This is a genomic window from Symmachiella macrocystis (genome assembly GCF_007860075.1).
GTDB classification, from domain to species: Bacteria; Planctomycetota; Planctomycetia; order Planctomycetales; family Planctomycetaceae; genus Symmachiella; species Symmachiella macrocystis.
Genome location: NZ_SJPP01000003.1, coordinates 530,190 through 546,748 on the forward strand (window position 1 = coordinate 530,190; position 16,559 = coordinate 546,748).

Consider the following 16,559-nt stretch of genomic DNA (forward strand, 5'->3'; position numbering starts at 1 on the left):
GAGGGATGAGGCCTGAGGCCGGGACAGGGCGACCCTCCTTATTCTTCCTCAAGCCTGCCCCCTCAAGCCTCAAGCCTCCTGCTAAGTGCGAGACTGAAACCATTTCCCGGCGGAGCTGTTCAACAGCGCGGGGAGAAAAACCAGGTCCCCCACGAGTGTTGCCGACAATAACGTAAGCATCAGCCAGGCAAACCGGCCTGTCGGCACGAAGCCGCTCAGCGCGAACACGACCATTCCCATTCCACAAATGACCGTGGTCTGAATCATCGCCCGCGCACAATGCCCGAAGCAAAGCCGTACCGCTTCGGCCCGGTCGTGGCCGCGCGTGGTTTCGATGCGAAACCACGTTAGAAAATGCAATGTGTCATCCACGGCAATTCCCAAAGCCACGCTGGCGGTCATCATCGTGCCGATACCGACGGGCAGGTTCCACCACCCCATCGCGCCAAACACGACGGCAGCGGGAAAGACGTTGGGTAACATGGCGATCAGGCCGGCGCGGATTTTGCCCAACACAAATATCATCGCCAGCGCCACCAATCCAAACGCGGTCAAGAAACTGCTGTAGAGGTCGTGCAACAATATGCGTTGCGACTTGGAGACGACCGGCATGACGCCCGTATATTCCGCCGAAATCGTCGGTCGCTGCCCCGCGTCCACCTCTGCCAACACAGGGTCGACCACCTGACGCAAATCGATCAGCGATTGGTGGTAATCCAATTCTTGCATCGCAGGAAGCCGCGCGCTGATTCGCCAACTTTGTCGTCCGTCCGTTTCGTAAAAATAGTTTCGTCGAATCAACTGTTGACGAATCTCTGCCTCCGCGACAGCCAGCGCCCGTGACTTCAACAGTTCGACCGATGGAACTTGAGAGGTGGGGAATGACGCCGGCGATTCATCCACTGCATACATCACCGGTTCTGTTGCGTCCGACGGCAATGCGCCATGGGCAAAAGCCTGCAACGCCGCAAGTGACGTTCGAGGCGGACGACTCAAGACCTCAACCACGCGTGCATCGGCGAACTTGGCACCTTCGCGAAATGTCGAATGATGCAGACTCACCGTCGTTAATGCCGTGACGGGCCGCGAAAACGCCAGCGCCGCCCGGTGTGATTCAGCTGTCGGTAATACAAGAGGCAACAATGCAGCCTCGGACAAATCGCGCCGAATCGGCAACTGCAAGCGTGCGGCCAGTGCCATGGCTTGTTGCTCGTCGGGCGCGTCTTGGGTGAGTTTTGGTGAGAACGTCGCTCCCGACAACGTCCCGGCAATGTGTGGGACGCGACCGATGGCCCGTCCCACGCGTCGCACCACATCAATCCGATCGCTGAAGGGTAATTCATTCCGATCATCAAAATGGAGAATGACTTCCACCGGGACGAGCGGGCCTAGATCCCGTTCCAAAACCTCATAATTCCGCGAAATTCGACTCTCCGGCGGAAACAGACTATCGAAGGCAATGGATGAGCGAATGTTTTGCAGTCCATAGCCAGCGACAAAAGTGCCGATGAGAAACAAAACACAAAGCGGCAGCGCATACCGTTGTATTCCGGCGGCATAGGCGTCGAGAATTCGGTCAAAACGGCGCAGACGCGGCAGTGGTGCTCCGTCGTCCCCCACCGTCATCGCCGGCGTGACCATCGCGGGCCATTTGACCAAGGCGCCCGGCAGCACGTACAGCAACAAGGCAATGGTCACCGAGACGCCTCCTGCGGCGAAGAGACCGAATTGGACAATCGGTTCAATGTCGCTGACGCACAACGACAGTAATCCCATGGCCGTCGTCACCACAGCCAGGATGCACGGACGACGCCCCGCTTGAAAGGCACGGTCGGCTGCGCCGGGAACCCCAAAGCGACGGACCGCATCGTAATAGTAATTGACCAAATGCACGCCGGCCGAGACGGTGAGCACCAACACCAACGTGGGCAACACAATCAGCAGGGCATTCATTCGCACACCCGACCAATGCATGCTGGCTAAAACCAGTCCCTGCCCAAACAGAGCCGTGCACAGCACGATCGCCGTATACCGCCAAGACCGCAAACACCACCAGCACAAGAGCGCTGAGACTATCGTCGAGGGAATACTCAATCGATTGGCGTCGAACGTCGCTTCAGCATCAAGGAACGCTCCTTCCACCGCCGGGCCCGCCAACAAGAATTGCGCTTCGTCAATCCCGGTCACCCGCTCCGCCTCACGCAAAATCACCGAAATCGACACCTCCCGTTCATAGAGTCCCTTTTCAGTCAATACGACAACCATGCAACTGAAATCGCCGTCCTGCCCCACCAACGAACCGCGCAGCCGTGATAATGCTGCTTCGCGCGACAGACTCAATGGCGGTTCCATCAATTCCTGTAGCGCGGTATAGCCGTTGACAGTTTCGTCGAAATAAGCGGCCTCTTCAGTCCGAGACGCGTCGCTGCGCAGCGCTGTGATCGCCGCTGCGACTTCCGCCAACCGTGGATCGTCGACTGCACACCCGGGCCAACTGAGCAGCACCGAGTTGCCACTTTCAAACTCATCGATGAACCGTTCCAACGCTTGCCGTTCCGGCAGCGAGTCGGGTAGCCACCGTGATGGCAACGTCAACATGCTATGCATGGTCTGCTGCGTGGCCATGCCAATGAACGGAACCAGGCAAAGCATCAAGATCGACGCCATGAGCCAACGACGTCGAAAACGTTTTTCGATAGCGGTGATGCCGTCCGCAGTACAATGCGCGGGCGCGAGCGGTGGGTTACCGAGGGGAGTCATAGGTCCTTCTCTCTCACAATATGCCAGCCTCTCCGGATGATCCGGCGAGGCGAATTCAACGGTGTCGTCAAACAGTTGTGGCTGTGAGAGAAAGTATCAAATATTTTTAAGCGGCGTTGATCAAGCAGGATTCAACCGCTGTACTGTCCAGAATGCGTTCCCGGCGGCATTCTGCAGATATTGTAGACAATCGTCGGCTGCCTGTCACCCGATGTTCTTGCCAGCGGCAATGATTGAATCCTCAAGTTTTTTTGCTGGCGATTGCCGCCACGCGGCGCGATATCCCATAATGGCCCTTACGACGGATGCGCCTCCGTAACCGCTGGCTCCTCGCGCCCGCCTTCACCACTGAGTAAGGAACTCCTGCATGCGACGTTTTGCGTTTGTTTTCGTGCTGCTTGGACTCACCGTGCCTCTCGACGCGCTCGCCAGCACGTCCAATAGCCTGATGGACATCTCCGCCGATGGCCGATTGTTGGCCTGCACAAATCGCGACAACGGCACATTGAGTCTTGTCGATCTGCAATCGAACAGGGTGATACGCGATATCCCCGTCGGACATCATCCCGAAGGAGTCAGCTTCCTGGGAGAGACGCACAATCTAGCAGTGGCGGTCTATGACGAGGATCAAGTCCTCTTCATCGACGGCCAAACGGGAAACATCGACGCCCGTATTGATGTGTTCGACGAACCATACGGCGTCGTCTCCAACCGTGACGGCAGCCGCGTTTACGTGACCTTAGAATATCCCGGCACCGTGTTGGAAATCGACGCAGCGACTCACACGGTGTTGCGCAGCTTGCCTGTAGGAAAGTTCCTCCGCGGCATTGCGATCGAACCGGGTGAGGAACGGCTGTTGGTCGCCGAATACCACACCGGTATTGTCAAAGCCATCGACTTGAAGTCCGGCGAAGTCGTCGACAGTTGGCAAGGTTCGCGGGATGATAACTTAGCGCGGCAACTGCAACCGCACCCCACTCGTCCCAAGGTCTACCTGCCGCACATACGCTCCAAAACCACCGTCACGCACGGTGCGGGTTCGATTTTCCCCTACGTCACCGTCATCGACTCCGCCCCCGGCGAGGGTCGCCGCCGCAAACCAATCGCCATGGATTCTTTCAAAGGAACCTTGGTCGTCGCCAACCCCTGGGAATTGGCGATTTCGCCCGACGGCCAACGGCTGTATGTCGTCTTTGCCGGAACGGACGATATGTACGTCTGCGATATCTTGGACGACAATTATCGCGAAATCAAATTTGTGAAAGTCAAAAACCTCGGCCGCAATCCCCGCGCGGTCCGCGTTGCGCCGGACAATCAATCGTTCTACGTTTACAACGCACTCGATTTTGCTGTCGTGAAATACGATGCACAAACTCTGCGCCCCATCGCGACCATCCCCGTCTGTGAAAACCCGCACGATGAACAAATCCTGTTGGGCAAGGTCCTGTTTTATTCCGCACAGCAACCGATGGTCGGCCGCCGTTGGATCTCCTGTGCCAGTTGCCATCCGGACGGGCACAGCGATGGACGGACTTGGCATAACCCCGAAGGACTACGCGATACGACCGCCCTGTTCGGCATGGCCTGGACGCATCCCATTCACTGGTCGGCGGATCGCGACGAGGTCCAGGACTTCGAACACACCATACGCAGCCAACTGATGCAAGGCCGCGGGCTGATCCGTGGTGACGTCAACCCGGCGTTGGAAACCCCCAATCGCGGACTCTCCGCCGAGTTGGATGCCATGGCTGCCTATTCCAATTCCCACAAATTCACCCTCAGCCCACACGCCAAAAAGGGCTTAAACGCTGCTGCGAAGCGAGGAAAGAAGCTGTTCTTCGCTGAAGAGACCCAATGCGCCACCTGTCATGTCGGACCATTCTTCACCGACTCTCGAATGGAAACACCGTTCCGGCTGCACGACGTGGGCACAGGCAACGACGACCCCTCAGAAATCATGGGCCCCAAATACGATACCCCGACGCTGCTGGGGATTTATCGCACCGCCCCCTATCTGCATCATGGCAAAGCCAAGACGCTCCGGGATGTGCTCACAACGCAAAACAAAAACGACCAACACGGTCAAACCAGCCATCTCACAGCGGATCAAATTGACGATCTCGTGGAGTTCCTCAAATGCCTCCCGTACGAAGATCCAGAACCGGCGGCGATCAAGGCAGGTTTGCGGCGCGTTGATGTCGACTGAAACTTAGAGCGCAGGGCGTTCTTAACGTGTGTTCGGAAATATCTAGCCAGCCATTAATTTGCCAAAACACACAATCACTTTGACGCTGGAGCCGTGAATTTCTGTGATTCCAGTTTGGCACGATTTTCGAACTCTCTGACCGGTATGTAGGTAATCGCAAATAAATCTGACAAGCGATTCCCATGAATGTCAGTACACTCTTCAATCATGTTCTTAAGATCGGCACCTTTGAACGCCTTCTCAAAAGATAGACTGTAATTCGGATGTTGGTCCAAGTGAGTAAGATCACACATCAATAAATGCTGGCCGTCGACAAGGATCTGTCCAATCCAAATGACGGCGGGCCCGCGCTCGCGAAGCGGCACTCGAAAAAACACATTGGCTCCAGTGGGATGCTGCTGAAAATACACTCCGGTATTTTGCGACCAATAATACTTTCTTTCGCGAAACATACTCACGTCATAGTAATTCAAGCTCATCAAGACAGGCTCTTCGTCGTAGCTATCCAGCATGTTGAGATACGCCACTTGGATGGCTTCAAGGTTGTCTCGAAACGACTTTGCAATTTCGTCAAACTCCTCTCGGTCGACGGCCTTGGAATCGACATAGACATCGACTTGCTGCGGGCCGGTGACGTCCCGCCAATACGACTTTCCATCTCCGCGCAGCGCAACGGTTGCTAACGCGCGGCCTTTGTGAAAGGAAGGGGTGTGCAGTGGAAGAACAACGTCACCGCCATCCTCCTTGACGTACACTATTGATGTATGGATTCTATTATGGCGATCACCGATCCCTCCAACCACATCTCCAAGCTTCTTTCGCACCTCTATCCGGCCCGTTCCCGCCGGAAAGCCGATCGTCGCCGGAAGCTCCGGCACAGGCGGCGAGCATCCCCAGCACGAGATGATGGCCAGTACCATTATTAATCGCTGAATAGCTGTCATCGATCGATGAATCCTTGATCATACATCCAACAGGATTCCGGATAAAAAAACATCGCAAAAGGCGTGGCGACCATCCTTTTAGCCACCAGTTCAGGCAATTCACTACATGCCGATGGTCTTATGCTACGAATGGAAATCCAAAATAATTTTGCCAATGCAGATTCCCGGCTTGTTTCCACCAAAGCAGAGAGTCTTTCCTCATTCCCTGGACTGTTTACGCTCGACACACACCGTTCATGAATCCCTAGAAATGCCTGTGGAGATAGAGTTGATCCACCAGTAATAATTTCTTCATCGGGATCAGCGATATCGACCCCAGGCCCGCGTCTCGTGAGAAACGCGGGCCTGTTTCGATTTCAAGCCATCATTTTAACGCAATGATTTACGCTTGTGCGGGAACTTCATATCCCTTGCGGTATTCGCGCGTCGTCAGGGCGTTTGCGGCGGCGTTGTCGATGAACGATTCCGTTTTCTTATCGACCATCAACTTCGGCCCCATGGCGAACTTCACCTGCGAAGGATCGACGTTGTTGTCCTTCAAGTGCGACTTGGTCCGCTCGAAGACATCGACCGCATATTCATTACCCGCCAAGCCGGCTGGGGCAGCCCCGAAATCGCTCGATTCACCCAGGCGATAGGAAATGTTCGCCAGGTGGCACAACGCGCTCGAGAGATGGCCTTCGTTGATCTCGCCATTGAGATCTTCAACACGACGGCTACGGACTGCATCGACAAAGTTATTGTAGTGATAGCTGTCGTCGCCTTCGCTGAAGCGTTTGATCTCATTACCATCTGGATCAAACACGACGGCTGAGGTATAGCTGCATTTCATGTAACCATTTTCGCAATGGAAAATATTGCCGACGTCATTGCCGCTCGCATTGCCACCGAGGTAATGCTTCGTTGGCAGTCCACGGGTTTCGAAGACCAACAGTTTGTCGCCGTATTCCATGATCGACATTTCGGTATTCGGCGTTTCGCCGTCGTCGACGTAACCAAACCGACCGCCGAACGAAATCACACTGTCAGCCAGCGTGTCGGCGCCGATGCCCCAACGGGCAACGTCCATTTGGTGGATCCCTTGGTTCCCCAAATCGCCATTGCCGTAATCCCATTGCCAATGCCAGTCGTAGTGCAGGCTTTTGCGGGGCACATCGGCCCGTAGCGGTGTCGGCCCCAACCAGAGATCGTAGTCCACCCCTTTGGGAACCGGCGTCTGCCCAACGTGGCCGATGCTTTTGCGCCGCTTGTAGCACAGCGCCCGAGCGACCTGAAGTTCACCGAGGCCGCCCTCTTGTAGAAACTTGATTCCTTCGATCACACCAGGATTCGAGCGAATTTGCGTCCCTGCTTGGCAGACACGGCCTTCTTTGCGAGCCACATCGACCATCACACGGCCTTCGCGAATGTTGTGGCTGACCGGTTTCTCTACATAGACATCCTTACCGGCCTGCATCGCCCAAATCGCAGCCAGCGAGTGCCAATGGTTGGGTGTTGCGATCGAGACCACATCGATCGAGTCGTCGTCCATCACGCGTCGCAGGTCTTGATAATAAGTCGGTTTCTTGCCGGTTTTCTTATGGACGTTTTCCACTCCCTTGGTGTGTCCCACCGTTTCGTCCGGATCACACACAGCGACAACATCGCAGTTCTCCACACCCGTAAAACCGTTAATATGGCTGCGGCCACGACCGTTGACACCCAACACAGCGACACGGACCGTTTCATTCGCGCTTTTGTTCGCCTTGGCTGCCTGCACAACAGGCTGTCCCATCAGGCCACCCGCCGTAGCGGCCGCTGTGGCCAACATCGTGTTTTCCAAGAAACGCCGTCGAGTTTGATTTGCCATTGTCGAATGACCCTTTGCAAGATTTCCAAAACAGGATGTAACTGATCGATACGACTTTACGTAGGCGTCGGAAGTGATGCGTTGAGCATGGTTGTGACCTTGTCGATTGCGACCACACGACTCACATACCAAGTTAGCAGTTGACAACAACTCGACGTCAGGGATTTCAAGTTATTCATGAAATCTCTCTGGGCTTATTGTACTAAACAGCCAATCTTTACAAAAGCCGACGGTCTGTTAGGCGTCGCTGAATTTTCACAGTTTTTTCCGATTGGGCTTGTTGTCTCATTCTCCCCCTGGGTATCATTTTAATGGGCAAAAATTAAGTGATACAAGTTGGAGTTCTCGGTAATTTTTCCGCAACAGGTTCACTTTTCGAAAGATTCTGATTAGCAATCAGTCATGACTCTTCACGAACGCGTTTTGAACGTGTTTTCTATCTGTAATAACACCAAAGTGATATGATAGTTGTGCGACATAGTCGCCCTTCAAGTTGCTTGCGTATTCGGCAGCTTGCGAAAACAGATACCCTTGGGGATGAGGAGTAAAGCATGGCTGTTGATCAAGCTGCGCCGCAACATGAGGAAGAATCGACCACCATGGATACTCAAGCGACCGTTTTCATAGTTGATGACGACCCTGCCGTGCGTGGTTCCATGTCATGGCTGCTGGAATCCGTCGACCTGCCTGTCGAAGTGTGCGCTTCGGCTCAAGAATTTCTCGATACTTATAACCCCGCAATCCCCGGTTGTCTTGTCCTTGATATTCGTCTGCCCGGCATGGGTGGAATGGAGTTACAGAAAGAACTCGCCGTACGAAACATCCACATTCCCATCATCATCGTCACCGGCCACGCCGAAGTTCCAATGGCTGTCCGGGCAATGAAAGCCGGTGCTGTGGACTTCATCGAAAAACCATTCAGCGATCAAGTCTTGCTGGATTGCATCCGCACCGCTCTGCAACGCGATTCTGAATCGCGTGGTGACGATATCCGCCGCGAAGAAATCGCCACCCGCATCCGCACACTGACCCCGCGGGAATTCGAGGTTAAGGAAAAGGTCGTCGAGGGCAACTCCAACAAAATGATCGCCGCTCAACTAGGTGTGAGTCGCAAAACCGTTGAAGCGCACCGCGCTGGCGTGATGAAAAAAATGCAAGCTCAATCGGTCGCCGACCTCGTCCGCATGGTCACCGAGTACCGGTCGCTCTAACGGGTGACTCAACCCGGGCAACCGCGATTGCAACAGCAATCGCGGCCAGCGTAGTTGGCATAAAACAGCCGGCAAGAAGCAGCAGTTTCAGCGAGACTCTCCACGACCGGCCCCATCCGCCGATCAGGCTTCTGGCAACCGATGCTTCTCAAAGAATTTCCAGAGCACGGCGTTGGCATCCAGGTTTTTGGTACTCTTGCCCAAAAATAGCAGCGGCGGTTTTTGCCCCGGCCACGTGTGCCCCCCCCCTTCGATTGTATACAATTCAATCACAGCCCCCGTATCACCGGGCGGAAACACTTCGCGCCACACCGACGTGCCGTCATCAACTAGAACCGGGAACTCCGTTCGCAGTGGCGCCGCGTCACAACGATTTGCCGCCTTCCAACAATCCAGAGTGTGCGCCACGGAAAAGAACTCGGTCCGTGATGGACTCCGTTTTCCGCGGCCCCCTTCCAGCGGCACGAAATAATCCTCTGTCCCGTGCATATGCAAAATCGGCACCGGACGCGCGGGTGAACAGCACTCCGTCCCCATGGTTCCCCCGATCGAAGCGATCGCCGCAATCCGCTCCGACAACTCCGCCGCCAACCGGTAACTGAGCATCCCCCCGTTGGACATGCCCGTCGCATAGACTCGGCTGACATCCACCGGCAGCCGAGCGGACAAATCATCCAACATGGCTGCCACGAAACCGATTTCATCCGCTGGCGGGTGATCGGGGGGATGATCGTTGCAACAAATCCCCGCATCCCACGACAACAAATGCGGCTGCGGCCCTGTTCCATTGGGATAGACGACAACAAACCCCGCCTCATCCGCAAAAGGATTCAACCCACAAAACCGCACCATCCCTTCCGCATTCGATCGCCCGCCATGAAAAGCCAGCACCACGGGAAGCGGCTCTGACGCAGAGACACCAGAAGGGACATGCACCAAATAACTCCGCTCGGTCCCGTCGACGTCAATTGTGTACAGCGTATCGTTTTCGTGTGAATTGTGCATAAAGTCTTTGTTCATTCATTTTCAATAGGTAGCAATTCATGATGATGCCTAATCGCGCATACAACTTCAACCTCGTACGCCGCCACCGGAAACGAATCACCTTCCGCCTATTTCCCCAGTGACACAGCAAGACTCGACGCTAAACAGAAAAGGTGGTATCGTCACTGCCACACATTTTGCAAAGGAGCCCCTGAATATGACTGAACCAGACGCAGCCGCCGCGCCGGATGGACCCACAAACGAAGAACTCAAACGCGCGCTAAAAGCCTTCAAAAAACGCCTCAAACTGACCCGCACCGATGACGAGGCCCGGCTAGGTTACGGCGGCATGACCAGCGGCCGCAAATCAGCGATCACCGGCATCACCCCGCCCAACCAATACCCCGCAGCCGTCTGGCAAGAGCTGGTCAAACGGGGCAAACTCAAACACATCGGCCAAGGACTGTACGAGTTGGTGCCTGTCTGATGGGTGGTGCCTAAGCTGAACGCGTAGGTCCGGCTAAGCCGGACGATAACAGCGAAGATGACAATAACTAGGTCACCACTGACAGCACATGTCTCCCCAAACAACGGCCGGTACAACCGGCCCTACGGGACTCAGCACGAATGAAAATCCATGACGACGCGCAATCTCGCCATCCTGATTTTTGACGATGTGGAAGTGCTCGATTTCTGTGGCCCCTTCGAAGTCTTTTCGGTGGCCGGGCATTTTGTCGATCCCGTCGCATTTGAAGTCTATACGGTGGCCGAACAGGCCGGTCCCGTCATTGCTCGCAACGGACTGAGTGTGAATCCGCATCACCAGTTAAACGACTGCCCGCCGCCGGATGTGCTGATCGTCCCCGGTGGACAGGGAACCCGCACGCAGATGCACAATCCCGTCCTGACCGATTGGATCAAACAGGTTGCCGGAAAATCGGAACTCCTGCTGTCGGTCTGCACGGGTGCCTTGATGCTAGCCAAAGCGGGCTTGCTCAACGGACTGGACGTAACCACCCACGCCAATTCGATCGAGGCATTGCGAGAACTCGTCCCCGATGCCACCGTCCATCCCGACCGACGTTTCATAGACAACGGCCGCGTAATCTGCTCCGCCGGAATCGCCGCCGGAATCGACATGAGCTTCCACGTCGTAGCGCGACTTTTGGGAACCGAAGTCGCAGAGAAAACATCACAGCACATGGAGTATCCCTGGGAACCACCGAGCCGGTAGCCCGTAGATCATTAATCGCCTTCGCCGAACCGTTTAATGGAAAACTTGCTCGTCTTTGAGTTATAGTCAATATCCCAACCATTCCACTGCAGTACAGCGGCTCCCAAAAAGAAAAGACACATCACCGTCACCAGCGCCGAAAGTCCGTAGCCACCGGCCGGTGTCTTCAAGAAGTCCTCTTCAATAACCTCGCCATGTTGCAATTGACTGAGGGAGGGGTCTGAAGGAACGAAGATCACTGGAATCGTCTTGGCGCCGGCCTGTGTCAGTTCTGCGTAGTAGGCTGGGTCGATCTCCGCGTTCCGGTTTCCCGTTTCACCCGCCTCGTTTGCACAGGTGTACTCGACACGTGTTGTGACTCCGTTGGGTGCAAGAAACAACCGATCAATGGTCGCGAACCCTTCGACCGCTTCGGTCTCCAGCAGCTTAGCGGCTCGCTGTTCCTCATAGGTCATCCAGGCAATGGAAGCCGAGACGAGAATCATCACCACTGCAAAGCTTGCAATATAAACGGCGCTCTTGCGAGCCTTACGAAGCTGAATGTCGCCGGCAACCGCCGGGCGCTGATCGGCGACCTTTGATTTTACCGTTGCGACCAAATCGTCAAAGTCCTCGATGGCTTCACTCACCGAGGCGACCTTCACCCCCGATTGATCGAACACATCCAACCGTTTTTGCTGGGACATCGACGTGGCATTCACCGTGACCCAGCCGATTTCACTCCACCGTTGCTGGCTGATCCCGCTGCTTTGCTCAATCTCAATCCCATTCTCACCGACGCGAACACGCCGCGGGCCACGGATGAGCGTCCACCCACCCGTGAACAGGCCGACAGCGATAATCATTGGAAAAGTGCTCATAGAATGCAGAGCGAGTTGATCAACCCGACCAAAGATCGCGAGCACGAACCCAAGCACGCTCAAAATTGCTGCCCCAACCCCACCGACCAACATCCACCGCCCGAGCACTTGCTTACTTGCCGATCGCCCATAAACAAAGATCGGCTCAGAGTGTTCCAATTCCTGCGATTCCATAATCGGTTTCCTGAGATTCCATAACCTGTCGTCGGTCAGAGCGTGGCCGGATCACCCGGTGATAGACTGATCGATCTATCACCAGCAGGCAACAAGTCAGCAGCCTAGCGCCCAGCCACTCGATTCTCACAGGTCACATCATACCAATAATTTTCGCGTTTTTCACACGTTTTTTTGGGGGGGCAACGGTGATTGCACACATGCGTGTTGATCATTGCAGGTGGGTCCGGCAGCGGCTCCGGTGCATGAGGTGGTCAGTCGCCGCCATCAAAATGCGCGGGACCTTTCCACAAAAATACACAGCCGCTCACGAAGCCGTATGTTGCTAAGGCACCGATGAACCAAAGGGCGAATGGATGTTGAAAACCGGACTGCGAGTAGACCGCATACGACGCGATGCCGGCAAAAATGATTGTCATCAATGGTGGAAGGCCCCATCCTGGAACCTGTCCTTCCAGGATTCGACCGAACCGATCAAGGACGCGTTCGATCGTTTCCTGTTTAATCTCCGTTGAGTTGTCAGGCTTCCAGCGACCGAACGGTCGATGGATCAGATAAGCGCGGATCGTGCCGTCTGGCAGAACACGCACCCATCGATTTTGCAGTCCGTGTGCAATTCCACCTGCGTAGAGATTTCCGCACCGGCATCGCTGACCATACTTGGCGAGCCCCGCGACCGAATGCACCATCTCATCCGGTATCTCTGTCGAGCGGAAATGGCTCGTATGCACACAGGTGCCGTTTTCACACGGCGGCGGATACGGACGCCACCGGCGCCAAATCCGGTCAAGCAGATCGCCAACCACTGCCACGCACAGCATGAACAGCACAGAAGCGGCACCCCCAATAATCAGACCGAGAACGCAGCCAACAGCTTTCCCAAGGATGCCATAATCTGAACCGAGACCAAGCCCGAAGAGGAATCCGCACATGGAGCACACTAGTGCGAGGAAAACAAACAGCAGGTCAATTGGTCTTACTTGCATGACTTGCTCGTGTTGAACATCTAGTTACGCACCCCAGACACTTCTGGCTGGGGCAATCCTGCGTACGCGACATCCGTGTTACCGCAAAGATCAGAACGACTGTTTTGCGTCAGGCCGCCGCCTGAATCACGCCGCTAACCAGAGCCGCCTTTCCTTCGTAGCAACACCAATGCCCCAATAGCAGAGAAAAGAAACAACGCTGCACAGTGCGTAGTCCAGTACGCCAATGCATTGCGACCCATTAACTCCCACAACCTGATTGCGGCTAAGGAAAGCCCCAAGACACAAGCCGTAAGAGACATTATCCCGCTTATTCGACCAATGCGATTACGAAATATGGCAACCAGAAGGACCGGAACGATAGCGCAGAACACAAACAATACGGCAACAGCCAAAGACGAAACGACCATGTATGGAGGCGCCAAAGCAAACGGCATTTGAATCATTGAACTGCCTCCATTGGATATTACTACCGTCGTAATCTAGCGGACCGGGTGGGCACGCGTAGTGAATCGGTCCGGCAGCCGCGTGACGGCCGCTGGGGTTGATGATAAAACGTCGCTTGTATCAGGCGGCTAGCTTTCACAGGGTCCCCGCGTTTAATCGTAAGCAGATTTTCAAAAATCAGGAATATTTCCATGCTTAACATCTTCGATCCACTGCTGATGACGCGTTCCGGACATTTTCCAAAACTCGGTGCATAACTCAAGGAACTCCAGGACGGCTGCGCGTTCACCCCGCTCCATGAGTGCCTTGGCTAGGGACATGTCCGGACCGAATGAGTTGAGCGTCGGGGAACCTTTAGTGTGGGCAGCGGCAATCAGATAATTTTTAGCCAAATCGACATCCCCCTCTTTTAAGGCACACCAACCCAACGCCAAGTTTCCATCAAAAACAGGCTGCCCCTGGCGAACTCCCTCAGGAAGTTCACTGAGATGTGCCGTCCGTAAAAGTTTTGTGGCATATTCACGAGCCACCTGAAATTCACCTGCTTTGATTGCTGCATTCGTCAAATCACAAAGCGAAAACAGTGTCATTGCAGATTCGATCAGAATTTTTTCTTTGCGATGTTTAGCATCGACTTCGACTTTAGCAACGCCATGAAACGGCACACCGCGCCGGATTTCATCTGCAGCCTGGAAATGCTCCAATGCTTTGTGCGCACTATCTCCCTGAGTATGCCCGCTGAGCTTCGGGCAATTCCCTAGCGAGTAGAGCTGTCCGAGCCGTTCCGTCCATTCTGGATTTGACGGGTCAAGAACTCGCCCCCTTTTCAGCAATTTTTCACTTAGAGTTTTGTCTCGAAGAGTAAAAAACTGGGATGCATTACCTAGAATCTTTAAGTTATTTCCGTGAGCTTCGACATGCCCTAGCCAGAGCTGCTTAGCCTTTTCGTAGTCGGCGGAATCTTCGACATCGATTAAAAAAGCATATGGCGACCCAGCCGTATTGCACTCGGGTGCGTTTTCAATAATCCAAAACACGCTCCGCAATCGAGCGAGCCGAATCAACTTTTTATTGCCGCGCATGTTTAAGTAACTGACCAGAAGAACGATCCTGATAGCAAGTTCGTTATCCGGGCAGGAAAGTTGATCTTCGAGTTTCCGGACATCTTTTTTGGAGATTCTGGTTCCTATTTTCCAAAGAGCGTCTTCAGCGGAATCGCGCGTTCGTTCCGATCCCTTACCGATTGCCTGAGACAGGAGAGGGATGCTTATCTGGAGAGGAACTGTCTTCTGCTGTAAATTTCGAATTGTGATCCAATGAACAGTCTCATCGTCGTTCTTGAGCGCGGCTCTCATTGCCGCGGCGTCCCACACGCAATCGCCGTTGATTTCATCATCCTTCCCATTCATCAGACTTGGACTTCTGACAAAGACACCGCACAGAGGGCAATTTCCTTGTAGGATCTGTCGATGTGATATCTCGCAGGGCCGGTTGTCTTCCATTGGTGCGCTCCTTTCTCTGACATTTCACTGCGTTTTGTGAAACTGGTACAGCCGCAGTCGTCCGCCACCAGCCAGACCTACCCCTCCGCACCCCCGCGCCGCTCCGCAATCTTCGCCAACCGACGACGGATCTCCGCTTCGAACCCACGGTCCACCGGCTCATAATACGTCCGGTCCACCCCCAAGTAATCCTGATCCACCCAGCCCGCTTCGGAGTTGTGGGCGTATTGATAACCTTCGCCGTGCCCCAATTGTTTCGCGCCGCCGTAGTGTGCATCCTTGAGGTGCTTGGGGACCGGGATGATGCGTTTTGTGCGGATGTCCTCCATCGCGGCGTTGACGGCGGCGTAGGAGGCGTTGGATTTGGGGGCGGTGGCGATGTAGGTCACAGCTTGCGCCAGGGGGATGCGGCATTCGGGCAGGCCGATGAATTCGGTTGCCTGTGCGGCGGCGTTGGCCAGTACCAGCGCTTGTGGATCGGCATTGCCGACATCTTCGGCGGCGGCGATGACGATGCGTCGTGCTAAAAAGCGCGGATCTTCACCCGCTTCGAGCATCCGTGCCAGCCAATAGATCGCCGCATCGGGATCGCTGCCCCGCATGCTTTTAATCAGCGCGCTGGCTGCGTCGTAATGTTCATCGCCGTCGGCGTCATATTGAATCGCCTTCTTCTGAATCGATTCCTGTGCGACAGCCAAGTCCAACGTCTGCCCACTGCCTGCGATCGACAAGGCGGCGATTTCCAAGGCGGTCAGCGCCCGTCGCACATCGCCATCGCAGATGTCGGCTAAAAAATCGAGTGCTTCGTCATCGGCTTGGATGCGGTGCTCGCCCAATCCTCGTTCAGAATCCTTTAGCGCCCGCTGTAGCACACTGCGAATCTCAGCGGCCGGGACCGATTTGAATTCAAAAATCTGGCTGCGGCTGACCAGCGGGGAGACCAGAGAGAAAAACGGATTCTGCGTCGTCGCCCCCACGAGGCTGACGACTCCTTCCTCGACATCGGGCAACAACACATCTTGTTGCGATTTGTTGAAGCGGTGCAATTCATCGATGAACAACACAGTCCGCTCGCCGGAACCTTCCAACCGCCTGCGGGCGGCATCCAGGGCGGCGCGTAACTCTTTGACACCGGAGGCGGCTGCGTTTAACTGCGCGAACTGCGATCGCGTGTTGGCGGCGATGAGTTGGGCCAGCGACGTTTTGCCGGTGCCCGGTGGTCCGTAGAAGATGACGGAGCTAATGCGGTCGGCCTGCAGCATCCGCCGCAGCAGTTTGCCCGGGCCGAGAAAATGCGCTTGGCCGATGAATTCGTCGAGCGAGCGAGGACGCATCCGTGCAGCGAGCGGTTTTGCCGACTCTCGGAACTCACGTTCCTGGTCGTCGAAGAGTCCCTTCAAAA

General features: G+C 55.1%; 12 protein-coding genes. 4 read left to right on the top strand and 8 right to left on the bottom strand.

Annotated features, from left to right (window positions below):
- Positions 1–81 precede the first annotated feature (81 nt).
- The gene (locus CA54_RS25550; RefSeq protein WP_146373827.1) at positions 82–2,760 is read right to left on the bottom strand and encodes an efflux RND transporter permease subunit; all 2,679 of its coding nucleotides are present in this window, start codon (positions 2,758–2,760) and stop codon (positions 82–84) included.
- A gap of 367 nt (positions 2,761–3,127) precedes the next feature.
- Between CA54_RS25550 and CA54_RS25555 the strand changes: the two genes are divergently transcribed.
- The gene (locus tag CA54_RS25555; protein WP_146373828.1) at positions 3,128–4,966 is read left to right on the top strand and encodes a beta-propeller fold lactonase family protein; all 1,839 of its coding nucleotides are present in this window, start codon (positions 3,128–3,130) and stop codon (positions 4,964–4,966) included.
- 74 nt (positions 4,967–5,040) lie between these two features.
- On the opposite strand, the gene CA54_RS25560 is transcribed toward CA54_RS25555, so the two are convergent.
- A complete protein-coding gene (locus CA54_RS25560; RefSeq protein WP_146373829.1) occupies positions 5,041–5,910 on the bottom strand; it encodes a hypothetical protein in 870 nt (289 codons plus the stop codon).
- 382 nt (positions 5,911–6,292) lie between these two features.
- Positions 6,293–7,759 (bottom strand): Gfo/Idh/MocA family protein, encoded by a 1,467-nt coding sequence (locus tag CA54_RS25565; RefSeq protein WP_146373830.1) that lies wholly within the window; start codon positions 7,757–7,759, stop codon positions 6,293–6,295.
- A gap of 551 nt (positions 7,760–8,310) precedes the next feature.
- Here CA54_RS25565 and CA54_RS25570 point away from each other — a divergent pair.
- Positions 8,311–8,970 (top strand): response regulator transcription factor, encoded by a 660-nt coding sequence (locus CA54_RS25570; protein WP_197532833.1) that lies wholly within the window; start codon positions 8,311–8,313, stop codon positions 8,968–8,970.
- Between the two features lie 123 nt (positions 8,971–9,093).
- Here CA54_RS25570 and CA54_RS25575 read toward each other — a convergent pair whose 3' ends face one another.
- The gene (locus tag CA54_RS25575; RefSeq protein WP_146373831.1) at positions 9,094–9,990 is read right to left on the bottom strand and encodes an extracellular catalytic domain type 1 short-chain-length polyhydroxyalkanoate depolymerase; all 897 of its coding nucleotides are present in this window, start codon (positions 9,988–9,990) and stop codon (positions 9,094–9,096) included.
- Between the two features lie 181 nt (positions 9,991–10,171).
- On the opposite strand from CA54_RS25575, the gene CA54_RS25580 reads away from it, so the two are divergent.
- Entirely contained in the window at positions 10,172–10,441 is a 270-nt protein-coding gene (locus tag CA54_RS25580; protein ID WP_146373832.1) for a hypothetical protein, read from the top strand.
- Positions 10,442–10,591: 150 nt separating this feature from the next.
- Positions 10,592–11,188 (top strand): DJ-1/PfpI family protein, encoded by a 597-nt coding sequence (locus CA54_RS25585; RefSeq protein ID WP_146373833.1) that lies wholly within the window; start codon positions 10,592–10,594, stop codon positions 11,186–11,188.
- Between the two features lie 11 nt (positions 11,189–11,199).
- Here CA54_RS25585 and CA54_RS25590 read toward each other — a convergent pair whose 3' ends face one another.
- From CA54_RS25590 to CA54_RS25605, 4 genes are all read right to left on the bottom strand, one after another.
- Complete coding sequence (locus CA54_RS25590; RefSeq protein WP_146373834.1) at positions 11,200–12,222, bottom strand: hypothetical protein; 1,023 nt, start codon at positions 12,220–12,222, stop codon at positions 11,200–11,202.
- 254 nt (positions 12,223–12,476) lie between these two features.
- The gene (locus CA54_RS25595) at positions 12,477–13,208 is read right to left on the bottom strand and encodes a hypothetical protein (RefSeq protein WP_146373835.1); all 732 of its coding nucleotides are present in this window, start codon (positions 13,206–13,208) and stop codon (positions 12,477–12,479) included.
- 617 nt (positions 13,209–13,825) lie between these two features.
- Positions 13,826–15,157: a hypothetical protein gene (locus tag CA54_RS25600; RefSeq protein WP_146373836.1), complete on the bottom strand. Its 1,332-nt coding sequence runs from the start codon at positions 15,155–15,157 to the stop codon at positions 13,826–13,828.
- 77 nt (positions 15,158–15,234) lie between these two features.
- Complete coding sequence (locus CA54_RS25605; RefSeq protein WP_146373837.1) at positions 15,235–16,557, bottom strand: replication-associated recombination protein A; 1,323 nt, start codon at positions 16,555–16,557, stop codon at positions 15,235–15,237.
- Positions 16,558–16,559 lie beyond the last annotated feature (2 nt).

What these genes read in the sequence shown, in the direction of transcription:
- CA54_RS25550 (WP_146373827.1), bottom strand. Translation starts at nt 2,760, where the DNA reads ATGACTCCCCTCGGTAACCCACCGCTCGCGCCCGCGCATTGTACTGCG.
- CA54_RS25555 (WP_146373828.1), top strand. Translation starts at nt 3,128, where the DNA reads ATGCGACGTTTTGCGTTTGTTTTCGTGCTGCTTGGACTCACCGTGCCT.
- CA54_RS25560 (WP_146373829.1), bottom strand. Translation starts at nt 5,910, where the DNA reads ATGACAGCTATTCAGCGATTAATAATGGTACTGGCCATCATCTCGTGC.
- CA54_RS25565 (WP_146373830.1), bottom strand. Translation starts at nt 7,759, where the DNA reads ATGGCAAATCAAACTCGACGGCGTTTCTTGGAAAACACGATGTTGGCC.
- CA54_RS25570 (WP_197532833.1), top strand. Translation starts at nt 8,311, where the DNA reads ATGGCTGTTGATCAAGCTGCGCCGCAACATGAGGAAGAATCGACCACC.
- CA54_RS25575 (WP_146373831.1), bottom strand. Translation starts at nt 9,990, where the DNA reads ATGAACAAAGACTTTATGCACAATTCACACGAAAACGATACGCTGTAC.
- CA54_RS25580 (WP_146373832.1), top strand. Translation starts at nt 10,172, where the DNA reads ATGACTGAACCAGACGCAGCCGCCGCGCCGGATGGACCCACAAACGAA.
- CA54_RS25585 (WP_146373833.1), top strand. Translation starts at nt 10,592, where the DNA reads ATGACGACGCGCAATCTCGCCATCCTGATTTTTGACGATGTGGAAGTG.
- CA54_RS25590 (WP_146373834.1), bottom strand. Translation starts at nt 12,222, where the DNA reads ATGGAATCGCAGGAATTGGAACACTCTGAGCCGATCTTTGTTTATGGG.
- CA54_RS25595 (WP_146373835.1), bottom strand. Translation starts at nt 13,208, where the DNA reads ATGCAAGTAAGACCAATTGACCTGCTGTTTGTTTTCCTCGCACTAGTG.
- CA54_RS25600 (WP_146373836.1), bottom strand. Translation starts at nt 15,157, where the DNA reads ATGGAAGACAACCGGCCCTGCGAGATATCACATCGACAGATCCTACAA.